Source organism: Mycobacterium sp. (assembly GCF_002863225.1).
In the GTDB taxonomy this organism is placed as follows: Bacteria; Actinomycetota; Actinomycetes; order Mycobacteriales; family Mycobacteriaceae; genus Mycobacterium.
The window spans coordinates 20,442-33,019 of sequence record NZ_PKEK01000067.1 but is presented as its reverse complement, the minus strand read 5'-3'; the positions used below and the strand labels follow the sequence as shown (position 1 = coordinate 33,019).

Here is a 12,578-nt window from a genome sequence, read left to right as displayed (position 1 = left end):
GGCCGTAAGCTGGCCGGATGGACCTCACCGGGATCGGGATCTGGAGCAGCCAGCTTCGCTACGGTAACGCAAGTGAATCTGCCGATGCGGCAGCGGAATTGGATGAATTGGGCTTCCGGGCGTTGTGGATACCCGACGTCGGCGGCAACGTCTTCGATGCGGTGGGCAATCTCCTGGCGGCGACCAAACAGACCACGATCGCCACCGGGATCCTCAACCTGTGGATGCACACGCCGGGCGACGTCGCGGCCAACTTCGCCACGCTGACCGGGGACCACGGTGATCGCTTCCTGCTCGGTATCGGTGTCAGCCACGCGCCGCTGATCGACGCCGGATCGCCCGGGCGGTATCGCAAACCGCTGGCGGCAACGGCATCATTCCTCGACGAATTGGACGCGACGCCGCAACCCGTGCCCGTGTCGCGTCGGGTGCTGGCCGCGCTCGGGCCGAAGATGCTGACGCTGTCGGCCCAACGTGGGGCGGGCGCACACCCGTACCTGGTCACTCCGGAGCACACCGCGTCAGCCCGCGCGACGCTGGGTGACGGGCCGCTGCTGTTGCCTGAGCAGACGGTGATCCTCACCGACAACGCCGACGAGGCACGCACCATCGGGACCGATTGGCTGCGTTCATATCTGGCGCTGCCGAACTACGCCAACAACCTGCTGCGGTCTGGCTTCACCGAAGACGACGTGACCCAGGTGAGCGACTGGTTGTTCAACGCGATCATCGCGTGGGGCGACGAGAACGCCATCCTGCGTAGGGTGTCCGAGCATCGTTCGGCCGGCGCCAACCACGTCTGCGTTCAGGTGCTGCTGAGCGACCCCACGGCATACCCGCGCGAGCAGTGGCGGCGTATCGCCGCTGCGCTGTCGTAGCGAGCCCACACCCGTCGCGCCGGGGAAGCGACACCCAAAGTGCCCACCTCACAGCGACAAGTGGGATTGTGTCGGACTGCTGTGCGACATTGCGGCAATGAAGCTCCTCCGCGGTATCGAATTGCGATATGTGCTCACTTTCAACCTGGCCAACCAGGGTCCGGCGACAGTGGCCGAACTGACCGACGGTCTTCGCCACCATGGCTTTTACGTTCAAGGCCGTCCCGCGAAAGTGATCTCTGACGCGTTGCGCTGGGAGATCGAGCATGGTCGCGTGCACCGACTGGGTCGCGGCCGTTACGGACCGGGCTACATACCGCGTTCGACCGACTACCGGATCCATAGTCGCGTGCTGGCACTGCGATCCGCCGTTGTCGCTCAGAGGTGGGCACATTGACTGCCGACCCGGCCGGGCTAACGTATGCACATGTCGTCCAAGCACACGATGTTTCGGCTGTTTTATCGACTGGGCTTCACGCCCTGGGACGGTCATCCGCTGGCCGGCAGTCTGCGCAACCTCATCGAGGGTAACGGCGCGCCGGCACTACCCGCCGGCTCCGTACTCGAACTCGGCTGCGGCACTGGGGATAACGCGATCTACCTGGCCGGTCACGGCTGGCGCGTCACCGCGGTCGATTTCGTCCCACGGGCGCTGGACCAGGCGCGCGCGAAGGCACAAGCCCAGAACGTCGACGTGAGGTTCGAGTGGGCCGATGTGACCCGGCTGAGCTCGTCGGGGGTGGGCTCCGATTTCGCGTTGATCACCGACAACGGCTGTCTGCACGCCATGAGCGACAGCGACCGCGACGCCTACGTCCGCGAAGTCAGCGCGGTCGCGGCACCTGACGGACGGTTGCTGATCATCGCCCTTCCCCCTGGGGTGCGACGCGGCGTCCGCGGTGTCGACCAGGCCGAGATCGAGCGCAGGTTCGCGACCGGCTGGACCTTGCTGGACGCCGGCGACGAGGGAGCGCTGGACCGGGCGCAGAAGAACCTGGGCCGCTACTACCTTTTCCAGCGCAGCGCGTAAACCGGCCGACGCAAAAGCCCCTGAAACCGTTGAGTTCCAGGGGCTTTCGCGTGTCCTATCTCAGGTCAGCGAAGACGGCGGCAGGAAGCGGTCGCCGTAGCGCTCAGCCAGCTCGCGAGCTCGCGCGACGAAGGCTTCCTTGCCGATGCCGTGCGCTCCCTCGTAGCCGACGATGAACTGGGCCGAGCCGCCGGTGTACGGCGGGAAGCCGATGCCCATGATCGAGCCGATGTTGGCGTCGGCGGTCGACGTCAGAACGCCTTCGTCCAAGCACTTCTGGGTTTCCAGCGCCTCGGCGAACAGCATCCGGTCGACCATGTCCTGCAGCGGCAGTTCGGTCGAACCGGAGGAGAACGTCTCGCGCAGGCCCGGCCACAGCCGGGTGCGCTTGCCGTCGACGTACTCGTAGAAACCGGCACCCTTCAACCGCGACGGACGCTCGAGCTCGATCATCTTCTCGACGACGGCCTCGGCGGGGTGCGGCTCGTAGGTGCCACCGGCATCTTCGATGCCTTTTCGCGAAGCGGTCGCGATCTTGTGCATCAGCTCGAGATTGAGCTCGTCGGACAGCTGCAGCGGCGGCGCCGGGTAGCCGGCCTGCGAACCGGCGTGCTCGACGCTGGCCGGCTCGACACCCTCGCCCAGCATCGCCAGCGCCTCGTTCACGAAGGTGCCGATGACACGGCTGGTGAAGAAGCCACGGCTGTCGTTGACCACGATCGGGGTCTTGCCGATCGCCAGCGTGTAGTCGAACACCCGGGCCAGCGCTTCGTCAGAGGTCTTCTCGCCCCTGATGATCTCGACCAGCGGCATCTTGTCGACCGGTGAGAAGAAGTGGATCCCGATGAAGTCCTCCTGGCGCTTCACCCCGGTCGCCAGACCAGTGATCGGCAGCGTCGAGGTGTTGGACCCGAGCAGCGCGTTGGGCTCGACGATGTCCTCGATCTCCTGGAAGACCTTGTGCTTGAGGTCCTGGTTCTCGAAGACGGCCTCGACCACGAAGTCCACGCCCTTGAGGTCGGCCGGGTCGGCGGCCGGAGTGATCCGGGCCAGCAACTCCTTGGACTTCTCCTCGGTGGTCTTGCCCCGCTGAAGTGCTTTGGCCTCGAGCTTTTCCGCGTAGCCCTTGCCCCTTTCGGCGGCCTCGATGCTGACGTCCTTGAGCACGACCTCGTAACCGGCCTTGGCCGACACGTAGGCGATACCGGCGCCCATCATGCCCGCGCCCAGCACACCGATCTTGTGGATCTTGACCGGCTCGATGCCGTCGGGCCGCGACCCACCACCGTTGATGTGCTGCAGGTCGAGGAAGAACGCCTGGATCATGTTCTTGGCGACCTGGCCCGTGACGAGCTGGGTGAAGTAGCGGCTCTCGATGCGGCTGGCGGTGTCGAAGTCCACCTGCGCGCCCTCGACGGCCGCGTCCAGGATGGCCCGCGGCGCCGGCATCGGCGCACCCTTGAGCTGCTTCTTCAGCAGCGCCGGGAACGACGGCAGGATGCCGGCCAGCGCGGGGCTGGACGGGGTGCCGCCGGGCATCTTGTAGCCCTTCTTGTCCCACGGCTGCTCGTGCGAATCGGGGTTGGCCTTGATCCAGGCCTTGGCGGCAGGCACCAATTCGTCTACCGAGCCGACGATCTCGTCGACCAGGCCGGTCTCCTTGGCCTTGTCGGCCTTGAAGCGGGTGCCCTGCGACAGGATGTTCATGAACGCGTTCTGGATGCCGAACATCCGCACGGTGCGGGTCACCCCGCCGCCGCCGGGCAGCAGGCCCAGCGTCACCTCGGGCAGGCCGACAACCAGGCCCTTGACGTCCGCGGCGATGCGGTGGTGACACGCCAGGGCGATCTCCAGACCACCGCCGAGCGCGGCGCCGTTGATGGCGGCCACGACCGGCTTGCCCAGGGTCTCCAGCGCACGGAGGTCACGCTTGACGTGCTCGACGGTGTCGAACGCCTCGCCGGCGTCTTCCGGGCCGAGCTTGATCATGCCCTTGAGGTCACCGCCGGCGAAGAAGGTCTTCTTCGCGCTGGTGATGACCACACCGGTGATCGAATCCTTCTCGGCGACAAGCTTTGTCACCGCGTTGTGCATCGACTCCGCGTAGTGCTCGTTCATCACGTTGGCCGACCCGGTGGGGTCATCGAGGGTCAACGTGACGATGCCGTCGGCATCCTTGTCCCACTGAATAGTGTTCTCGGCCATGGTCTTAAACCCTCTCGATGATGGTGGCGACACCCATGCCGCCGCCGATGCACAGCGTGATCAGCGCGCGGTGCGCGTTGCGGCGCTCCAACTCGTCGACCATGGTTCCGGTGATCATCGCGCCGGTGGCACCCAGCGGGTGTCCCATCGCGATGGCACCGCCGTTGACGTTGAGCTTCTCGTCCGGGATGTCGAGGTCCTTCTGGAACTTCAACACGACCGAGGCGAAGGCCTCGTTCAGCTCGAACAGGTCGATGTCGTCGACCGTCAGGCCGGCGCGGTCCAGCACCTTCTTGGTGGCCGGGGTGGGGCCGGTGAGCATGATGACCGGGTCGGAGCCGCTGGTGGCGGTGGCCACGATGCGCGCCCGCGGGGTCAGGCCCTGCGACTTGCCCGCGGCCTCGGAACCGACCAGCACCAGCGCGGCGCCGTCGACGATGCCGGAGCTGTTGCCGCCGGTGTGGACGTGGTTGATCTTCTCGACGGCGTGGTACTTGGTCAGCGCCACGTCGTCGAAGCCGCCCATCTCGCCGATGCCGTCGAACGCGGTCTTCAACTTGCCCAGGCCCTCGAGGTCGCTGTCCGGGCGCATGTGCTCGTCGTGGTCGAGGATCAGCAGACCGTTCTGGTCGCGAACCGGCACAACCGATTTCGCGAAGTAGCCACCGGACCACGCCGCAGCGGCCTTCTCCTGCGAGCGCAGGGCGTAGCGGTCGACGTCCTCACGGGAGAAGCCCTCGATGGTCGCGATCAGGTCGGCGCCGATGCCCTGCGGCACGAAGCCGATCCGGTAGTTGGTCTCCGGGTCGGTCGCCCAGGCCCCGCCGTCGGAGCCCATCGGGACACGGCTCATCGACTCGACGCCACCGGCCAGCACCAGGTCGTCCCAGCCGGAGCGAACCTTCTGCGCGGCGGTGTTGACGGCCTCCAGGCCGGAGGCGCAGAACCGGTTGAGCTGCACACCACCGGTGGTCTCGGGCAACCCGGCGGCCAGTACCGCGGTGCGGGCGATGTCGCCACCCTGGTCGCCGACCGGCGACACCACACCCAGGATCAGGTCGCTGATCAGGTTCTCGTCCAGGTCGGGGAAGCGGCGACGCAGTTCGTCGACCAGGCCGACGACCAAGTTCAGCGGCTTGACCTCGTTGAGCGAACCTTTGCGCTGCTTGCCGCGCGGCGTGCGGATGGCCTCATAGATGAAGGCTTCTTCGGACATGACTGATTCCTCTTAACCGTTTGGTTTTTAGATCCGGCGACGGATCCCGCCGGTGGCGACGCTAGTCCTCCAACGGGCAGCCTAACAAAGAACCCGGCCAACCTGTTGGTTGGGAGGTCCGGCCGGCGCCGAACGTGAAGCTAGGTGCGCACTCGACGCCCAGCGTGAGGCTGGCCGCACGCTCGCGGCCGAAGTCACCGCCCTAAGCTCGAAAGACATGACGGTCAAGCGACTGCAGCCGTACGCAACCACGGTGTTCGCCGAGATGTCCGCGCTGGCGGCACGCATCGGCGCGGTCAATCTCGGCCAGGGATTCCCGGACGAGGACGGGCCGCCGGCCATGCTCGAGGCGGCCCGGGCGGCCATCGCCGACGGCGTCAACCAGTACCCACCGGGCATCGGCATCCCCGCACTCCGGGAAGCGGTCGCCGCGCAGCGCAAGCGGAAATACGGCGTCGACTACGACCCGGCGACCGACGTGCTGGTCACGGTCGGAGCCACCGAAGCCATCGCCGCAGCGGTGTTCGGTCTGGTCGAACCGGGCGACGAGGTCATTCTGATCCAGCCGTTCTACGACTCCTACTCTCCGGTGGTGGCGATGGCCGGCGCCCAGCGGGTCGTGGTGCCGCTGGTTCCCGACGGGCAGGCCTTCGCCCTCGACATCGACGCGCTGCGGCGGGCGGTGACCCCGCGCACCCGGGCTTTGATCGTGAACTCGCCGCACAACCCCACCGGCACGGTGCTCAGTGCCGCGGAGTTGGCCGCGATCGCCGAGATCGCCGTCGCCGCAGACCTGCTGGTCATCACCGACGAGGTCTACGAGCACCTGGTGTTCGACGATCGGCGGCATTTACCCTTGGCCGGCTTCGACGGCATGGCCGAGCGCACGGTCACGATCTCGAGTGCGGCGAAGATGTTCAACTGCACCGGCTGGAAGATCGGTTGGGCCTGCGGCCCCGCTGGACTCATCCAGGGTGTGCGGGCAGCCAAGCAGTATCTGAGCTATGTCGGGGGTGCCCCGTTTCAGCCGGCCGTGGCCGATGCCCTCGACACTGCAGACGCCTGGGTGGAAGCACTACGAAACTCGTTGCAGGACAGGCGTGACCGTCTCATCCGCGGCCTGACCGAGATCGGCTTCGCGGTTCACGACAGTGCCGGCACCTACTTCGTCTGTGCCGACCCTCGACCGCTGGGGCACGACGACAGCACCGCGTTCTGCGCGGCGCTACCCGAGCGGGTCGGGGTGGCCGCCATCCCGATGTCGGCATTCTGCGATCCCGCCGCGGACCACTCGGCCGCCTGGAACCACTTGGTGCGCTTCACGTTCTGCAAACGCGAGGACACCCTCGACGAGGCGATCCGCCGGCTCGCACAACTACGCGACTAGGTCGACTGGTTGGCGTTGACCAGGGCCATCACCTTGCGGCGCAATCCCTCGGTCGCGGCGTAGAGAATCTTGCGGCGAGCACGATTGATCAGGAACTCCGGGATCGGAGCTGACGGCTCGAGGGTGATCTCAAAACGCACCCGCGTCCGCTCTTCGGTCTCGCGGTACATCGTGTACTCGGCGTGCTGCGCATGCTGCTGCAACGTCTTGCCCGCATCCCACACCACCCAGTCGGGCCCCCAGTGGTATTCGATCACCTCGGTGTCGACGATGCCGGACACCCGGATGGTGACCTTCGCATGGTGCGGACGGCCGTCGGGATAGCAATCGATCACCTCGGCCCGCTTGTGCACCGCGGACCAGGACGGTACGGAGCCAACGTCGGCCAGCGCCTCCAGAATCGTCTCCGGCGGCGCCTCGATGACAACCTCACGCGAAGCTTGTACGGCCACTACGAGCAAAGTAGCAACGCAGGGGCATTCCCGGAGCTTAGTGTTGGGAAATGCAGCAACTGAGTTGGACCGACGACATGTTGCTTCGCGCGGAGAAGCCCGAAACCCCACAGCAAATCCAGCTGTTGCTGATCTACGACCCCTCGACCGCCCCCGGCGGAAAGGTCACCTTCAAGGGGATTCTGGAAGAGCTCGACGCGCGCCTGCATCTCGCCGAGATCTTCCGCCGGCGCGTGACCGAGACGCCCATCGGTCTCGATCGCGCCTACTGGGTCGACGATCCGAGTTTCGACCTGGAATACCACGTTCGCCACATCGGCTTGCCGCAGCCGGGTGACTGGCGCCAGCTGTGCATCCAGGTTGCGCGGTTGCACGGACGGCAGATCGATCTGCGGCGCCCGCCGTGGGAGATCACGGTGATCGAGGGACTCAACGCCGTTCCGGGGGTGCCGAAGGGCTCGTTCGCGATGGCCCTGAAGTTGCATCACTGCGCGGTCGACGGCATGGCGAGCGTGCAGATGATCGCCGCCATGCACGATCTGGCCCCCGACAGTCCACGCCCCCCGGCTCCCGACCCGGAGTGGCGTCCCGCCCCGCTGCCCTCGGCCGCAAACTTGTTGTCGCGCACCGCGATCAAGGGCGCGTTGTATCCCGTGCGGGCCGGCGCTGTCCTGGCGGCCAGCGCCCCCAAGGCGATCCGCGGACTGGCCGGGCTGCCCGGCAAGTTGATCAGTAGCGTCGCCCGAATTCCCGAAATCGGCACGCCGTCGTTCCCACCGAAGACACGCTTCAACCAAACCGTCTCGCCGCACCGGGTTTTCGAGGCCCGGTTCCACGACCTTGACGATTTCAAGCGGATCAAGGCCCGCGTTCCCGGCGCCACGGTCAACGATGTGGCACTGGCCTACGTCGGCGGCGCCCTCCGTTTCTACCTGGCCGGCCACGGCGAGCTTCCCGACGAGTCGTTGGTTGCGGCCTGCCCGATGTCGTTGCGCCAAGCCGACGACACCACCGCCCAGGGCAACGCGTTGTTCGGCCGCCTGCAGTCGCTGGGCACCGACATCACCGACCCGCTCGTCCGGCTCGCCACCATCGCCGAGTCGACCGCGGGCAGCCGGGACGAATCGAATCACGAAACCCGTACCCAGCTGATCGAACTGATCGGCACGGTGCCGACGTCACTGCTCGGAGTGGCGGCCAAAGCCGCGAGCGTGCTGCCGTTCTCGGGACCGAACGTCGCCAACACGACAGTGACCAACGTGCCCGGCCCACCCGTACCGCTGTATTTCCGCGGGGCCCAATTGCTGCGCGCCGCCGGTCTGGGACCGCTGATCGGCGGGATGAACCTGATCCATGTCGTCGCGAGCTACAACGGCACGTTGTCGATCAGCGCCACCGCGGATCGCGATGCGCTGCCCGACCCGGGAAACTACGCCGACTGCATGGAGCAGGCGTTCAAGGAGTTGCTCTCCATAGCCAGCTGCCCGGAACCTCTGTAGAGCGAGTGACGGGACTCGAACCCGTGTATACGGCTTTGCAGGCCGCTGCCTAGCCGCTCAGCCACACCCGCACGAGGAACCACCATCCAGGATCGGCCGCCGGCGGGCCACCGTTTTGCTCTACGCGATCGCTATTGGAGTCGTTGCGACTCGACGGCGGCCATCACCTGGTCGCGGAGTCCCTTGGTGGCGGCGTCGAGCACGATTTCGCTGGCACGCCGGACCACGAACGCGGGCACCGGCCCCGCCGGCTCGACGGTGATGTCGAAACGCACCCGGGTCCGATCGACCCCCACCGGCTGCAGGTTGTACTCGACGTGCTGCCCGCGCTGCTGAAACGTGTCGCTGGCATCCCACACCACCCAGTTGGGACCCCAGTGGTATTCCAGGATCTCGTTGTCGACGAGCCCGAAGATCTTGATGGTGGCCTTGACATGATGCGGCCGGCCGTCGGAGTACCAGTCCAGCACCTGAATCCGTTTGTGCACCGGTGACCATGAAGACAACGACCCGACATCGGCCAACGCCTCCAGGATCACCCCCGGCGGCGCGTCGATGACAATCTCTCGCGATGCACGCACGGCCACTGACCACCAAGCTAGCAAGCCGGAACCGTGCGGGTTCAGTTATCAGGGCCGTGATTACCAGCCGATTTCGTCGAGCGGCGCGGTCGACTGCGGTACCGGGCGGACCGGTGGCGGAGGCGTACGGGAGAACCGGGGCGCCGGCGCGGCCTGGTCGACGCCGCCGGCGTTGACCACGCTCGCGCGGGCCGTGAGGTGCGGGTCGGCCGCGGCCTCGCTCCATGTCAACACCGGCGTGACGCACGCGTCGGTGCCGTCGAAGATCTTCGCCCACTCGTCGCGGGTCTTGTCGGCGAAGCGCCGGGTGAATGCGTCGAACATCGTTGGGTAAGAACCGATGTCGAATTGGCTCGGCACGTCGTCTGCCGACAACCCGAGCCCGGCCAGCAACGCCGCGAAGAATTGCGGCTCGATGGCACCCACCGCCATGTACTTGCCGTCGGCGGTTTCATAGCAGCGGTAAAACGGCGCACCCCCGTCGAGCAGAAAAGATTCCCGCTCGTCACGCAGCGCACCAGTCGATTTCATCGTCCACATCATCTGCGCGAGCACGCCGACACCGTCGACCATCGCCGCATCGATCACCTGACCACGTCCCGAGCGCTCCCGCTCGTAGAGGGCGGTGACGATACCCACGATGACGAACATCGAGCCGCCGCCGAAGTCGGCGACCAGGTTCAGCGGCGGCATCGGCGGACGGTCCCGGTAGCCCAGCGCCGACAGCGCACCGGTTTGCGAAAGATAGTTGATGTCATGTCCGGCCGTGCTGGCCCGCGGCCCGTGCTGCCCCCAGCCGGTGATGCGCGCGAAGATCAGTCGCGGGTTGACCGCCACACACTCGTCCGGGCCGATGCCGAGGCGCTCGCAGGTGCCGGGCCGAAAGCAGTCCAGCAGCACGTCGGCCTTGGCTGCCAGAGCCAGCAGCTGTTTCGGATCGGCTTTGACGTCGAGGTCCACGATCCGCTTGCCGCGGTGCAGCAGGTCGAGATTCTCGGCGGGCATGGTCAGCCCGCCCGGGCGGCGGACCCGCACCACGTCGGCACCCAGATCAGCGAGCACCATCGCCGCGTGCGGGCCCGGACCGATGCCGCCGAGCTCGATCACCCGCACGCCATCCAGCGGTCCACGGTCGGTCAAGTTCGCTACTTCCCCTTCTTCACTTTCAGCACCTGTTCGCGCAGGCCTTTGGTGCCGGTGTCGACGGTTCCTTTGATGGCCCGCTTGATGACGAACCCGGGCAGCGGTACGACGGGATCGACGCTGATCTCGAAGACGACTTTGGTGTTGTCACCGTCGGGCGTCAACGTGTACGACGCGTCCTGCGAGCGCTGCTGTCCGGAACTGATCAACGTCCAGCTGACCTTGTTCTTGGTCCAGGTGTAAGCCACCACCTGTTCGTCGGTGATACCCGCGGCCTTCACCTTCATCTTCACTTTGAGCGGCCGGCCGTTCTTGTCCTTCTCGAGAACCTCGGCTGCCTGATGCGGCGGCGACCAGCTGGTGACGGAGTCCATGTCGCCGATGACGTCCAGGATCTCCTGTGGGCTCGCCTCGATGACGATTTCGCGGGTTTCGTTGATTGCCATGCCCGGACGATAGCGAGACGACGCCGAGCCGACGGCGTTTTCGACTGCAGACCGGTACCGTCGATCTCGTGAGTGATCTGGCTGATTCGTCTTACACCGTCGGCGACTACCTCGTGGATCGGCTGGCAGAACTCGGCGTCACCGAGGTGTTCGGCGTCCCGGGGGACTACAACCTGGAATTCCTCGACCACATCGTCGCGCATCCACGCCTGCGCTGGGTCGGCAACGCCAACGAGCTCAACGCCGGATACGCGGCTGACGGATACGGTCGGCTCCGTGGAATGGCAGCTGTGGTAACCACATTCGGCGTCGGCGAGCTGTCGGCTGCCAACGCCATAGCCGGCAGTTATGCCGAACACGTGCCGGTGGTGCACATCGTGGGCGGCCCGTCGAAGGACGCCCAGGGCACGCGCCGGGCACTGCATCACTCGCTGGGCGACGGCGACTTCGAGCACTTCCTACGGATCAGCCGGGAAATCACCTGTGCGCAAGCCAATCTCATGCCAGCCACCGCGACCCGGGAGATCGACCGGGTGCTCTGCGAGGTTCGCGAACAGCGCCGGCCCGGGTATCTGTTGTTGTCCACCGACGTCGCCCGCTTCGAAACCGAGCCGCCGAACGCGCCACTGCCGCACTTCACCGGCGGCACCAGCCCGCGGGCCCTGGCGTTGTTCACCGAAGCCGCAAGCACACTCGTCGGTGATCACCAACTGACCGTGCTGGCCGATCTGCTGGTCCACCGGTTGAACGCGGTCGACAAGCTCGAGGCGCTGCTGGCCGCCGACGTGGTGCCGCACGCGACGTTGATGTGGGGCAAGAGCCTGGTCGACGAGAGCGCACCGGATTTCCTGGGTATCTATGCCGGCGCCGCCAGCGCCGACCCGGTGCGCCGGGCGATCGAAGAGGCACCGGTGCTGGTGACCGCGGGCGTGGTGTTCACCGACATGGTGAGCGGATTCTTCAGCCAGCGCATCGATCCGGCCACGACCATCGACGTCGGCGTGCAGCAGAGCACGGTCGGCAACGAAGTGTTCGCCCCGTTGGAGATGGGTGCCGCACTCGACGCTCTGACCGCGATCCTGACCGAGCGTGGTGTCCGCTCACCCGCGATCGTGTCGACGTCTGACCACGAACCGGTGGACAAGCCGGACCGTGACCAGCCGTTGAGCCAGAAAGCGTTGTGGGACAGGTTCTGTGACGCGCTCACCCCCGGCAATGTCGTCCTGGCAGACCAGGGCACGTCGTTCTACGGGATGGCCACCCACCGGCTTCCGCAGGGTGTCACGTTCATCGGTCAACCGCTCTGGGGTTCCATTGGATACACCCTGCCCGCCACCCTGGGCGCGGGCCTGGCGGAACGCGACCGGCGCCCGGTGCTGCTGATCGGTGACGGCGCCGCACAGCTGACAGTGCAAGAGCTGGGCAACTTTTCGCGCGAGGGCCTGTCGCCGGTCGTGGTGGTGGTGAACAACGACGGTTACACCATCGAACGGATGATTCACGGAAAGACCGCGCCCTACAACGACATTGTGCGATGGAGCTGGGCTGACATTCCCACTGCCCTGGGCGTGACGAACCACCTGACGTTCCGGGCGCAGACCTACGGCGAACTCGACGATGCGTTTGTCGCGGCGGCGCAACATCAAGACCGGATGGTGCTGATCGAAGCGGTGGTCCCGCGCCTCGACGTTCCCGACCTGTTGACCGATCTGGCCGCCGACCTCGGCTGACGGCAGCCCGG

Annotated in this window: 12 protein-coding genes and 1 tRNA gene; 6 read left to right on the top strand and 7 right to left on the bottom strand. The window is 66.3% G+C overall.

Annotated elements, in window-relative coordinates:
- Window positions 1–17: 17 nt before the first annotated feature.
- From CYU59_RS21340 to CYU59_RS21330, 3 genes are all read left to right on the top strand, one after another.
- Entirely contained in the window at window positions 18–878 is an 861-nt protein-coding gene (locus CYU59_RS21340) for an LLM class F420-dependent oxidoreductase (RefSeq protein ID WP_293002430.1), read from the top strand.
- A gap of 97 nt (window positions 879–975) precedes the next feature.
- Window positions 976–1,275: a hypothetical protein gene (locus CYU59_RS21335; protein ID WP_293002428.1), complete on the top strand. Its 300-nt coding sequence runs from the start codon at window positions 976–978 to the stop codon at window positions 1,273–1,275.
- 30 nt (window positions 1,276–1,305) lie between these two features.
- Window positions 1,306–1,908 carry a class I SAM-dependent methyltransferase gene (locus CYU59_RS21330; protein WP_293002426.1) on the top strand — a complete coding sequence of 201 codons (603 nt, stop codon included), beginning with the start codon at window positions 1,306–1,308 and terminating at the stop codon, window positions 1,906–1,908.
- A gap of 60 nt (window positions 1,909–1,968) precedes the next feature.
- Here CYU59_RS21330 and CYU59_RS21325 read toward each other — a convergent pair whose 3' ends face one another.
- The gene (locus CYU59_RS21325) at window positions 1,969–4,113 is read right to left on the bottom strand and encodes a 3-hydroxyacyl-CoA dehydrogenase NAD-binding domain-containing protein (RefSeq protein ID WP_293002424.1); all 2,145 of its coding nucleotides are present in this window, start codon (window positions 4,111–4,113) and stop codon (window positions 1,969–1,971) included.
- Window positions 4,114–4,117: 4 nt separating this feature from the next.
- Window positions 4,118–5,329 (bottom strand): acetyl-CoA C-acetyltransferase, encoded by a 1,212-nt coding sequence (locus tag CYU59_RS21320; protein WP_293002422.1) that lies wholly within the window; start codon window positions 5,327–5,329, stop codon window positions 4,118–4,120.
- Window positions 5,330–5,546: 217 nt separating this feature from the next.
- Here CYU59_RS21320 and CYU59_RS21315 point away from each other — a divergent pair, with 217 nt between their 5' ends.
- On the top strand, window positions 5,547–6,716 hold the full coding sequence (locus CYU59_RS21315; RefSeq protein WP_293002420.1) for a pyridoxal phosphate-dependent aminotransferase: 1,170 nt from the start codon (window positions 5,547–5,549) through the stop codon (window positions 6,714–6,716).
- Here the strand turns inward: CYU59_RS21315 and CYU59_RS21310 are convergent.
- Window positions 6,713–7,168 (bottom strand): SRPBCC family protein, encoded by a 456-nt coding sequence (locus CYU59_RS21310; protein ID WP_293002418.1) that lies wholly within the window; start codon window positions 7,166–7,168, stop codon window positions 6,713–6,715. The two genes, CYU59_RS21315 and CYU59_RS21310, sit on opposite strands and share 4 nt — an antisense overlap.
- 50 nt (window positions 7,169–7,218) lie before the next feature.
- Here CYU59_RS21310 and CYU59_RS21305 point away from each other — a divergent pair, with 50 nt between their 5' ends.
- A complete protein-coding gene (locus CYU59_RS21305) occupies window positions 7,219–8,667 on the top strand; it encodes a wax ester/triacylglycerol synthase family O-acyltransferase (RefSeq protein WP_293002416.1) in 1,449 nt (482 codons plus the stop codon).
- On the opposite strand, the gene CYU59_RS21300 is transcribed toward CYU59_RS21305, so the two are convergent.
- The 4 genes from CYU59_RS21300 to CYU59_RS21285 form a co-directional block, all read right to left on the bottom strand.
- A tRNA-Cys gene (locus tag CYU59_RS21300) sits at window positions 8,668–8,738 on the bottom strand.
- A 60-nt stretch (window positions 8,739–8,798) separates the two neighbouring features.
- Window positions 8,799–9,254: an SRPBCC family protein gene (locus CYU59_RS21295; RefSeq protein WP_293002414.1), complete on the bottom strand. Its 456-nt coding sequence runs from the start codon at window positions 9,252–9,254 to the stop codon at window positions 8,799–8,801.
- Window positions 9,255–9,308: 54 nt separating this feature from the next.
- Window positions 9,309–10,388 carry a CaiB/BaiF CoA-transferase family protein gene (locus CYU59_RS21290; protein ID WP_293002412.1) on the bottom strand — a complete coding sequence of 360 codons (1,080 nt, stop codon included), beginning with the start codon at window positions 10,386–10,388 and terminating at the stop codon, window positions 9,309–9,311.
- A gap of 5 nt (window positions 10,389–10,393) precedes the next feature.
- On the bottom strand, window positions 10,394–10,837 hold the full coding sequence (locus CYU59_RS21285; protein ID WP_293002410.1) for an SRPBCC family protein: 444 nt from the start codon (window positions 10,835–10,837) through the stop codon (window positions 10,394–10,396).
- A 68-nt stretch (window positions 10,838–10,905) separates the two neighbouring features.
- On the opposite strand from CYU59_RS21285, the gene CYU59_RS21280 reads away from it, so the two are divergent.
- Complete coding sequence (locus tag CYU59_RS21280) at window positions 10,906–12,567, top strand: alpha-keto acid decarboxylase family protein (protein WP_293002408.1); 1,662 nt, start codon at window positions 10,906–10,908, stop codon at window positions 12,565–12,567.
- The last annotated feature ends 11 nt before the right edge of the window (window positions 12,568–12,578 follow it).

Excerpts from the sequence above, each read along its gene's own strand:
- CYU59_RS21340 (WP_293002430.1), top strand. The coding sequence starts at position 18 with ATGGACCTCACCGGGATCGGGATCTGGAGCAGCCAGCTTCGCTACGGT.
- CYU59_RS21335 (WP_293002428.1), top strand. The coding sequence starts at position 976 with ATGAAGCTCCTCCGCGGTATCGAATTGCGATATGTGCTCACTTTCAAC.
- CYU59_RS21330 (WP_293002426.1), top strand. The coding sequence starts at position 1,306 with ATGTCGTCCAAGCACACGATGTTTCGGCTGTTTTATCGACTGGGCTTC.
- CYU59_RS21325 (WP_293002424.1), bottom strand. The coding sequence starts at position 4,113 with ATGGCCGAGAACACTATTCAGTGGGACAAGGATGCCGACGGCATCGTC.
- CYU59_RS21320 (WP_293002422.1), bottom strand. The coding sequence starts at position 5,329 with ATGTCCGAAGAAGCCTTCATCTATGAGGCCATCCGCACGCCGCGCGGC.
- CYU59_RS21315 (WP_293002420.1), top strand. The coding sequence starts at position 5,547 with ATGACGGTCAAGCGACTGCAGCCGTACGCAACCACGGTGTTCGCCGAG.
- CYU59_RS21305 (WP_293002416.1), top strand. The coding sequence starts at position 7,219 with ATGCAGCAACTGAGTTGGACCGACGACATGTTGCTTCGCGCGGAGAAG.
- CYU59_RS21285 (WP_293002410.1), bottom strand. The coding sequence starts at position 10,837 with ATGGCAATCAACGAAACCCGCGAAATCGTCATCGAGGCGAGCCCACAG.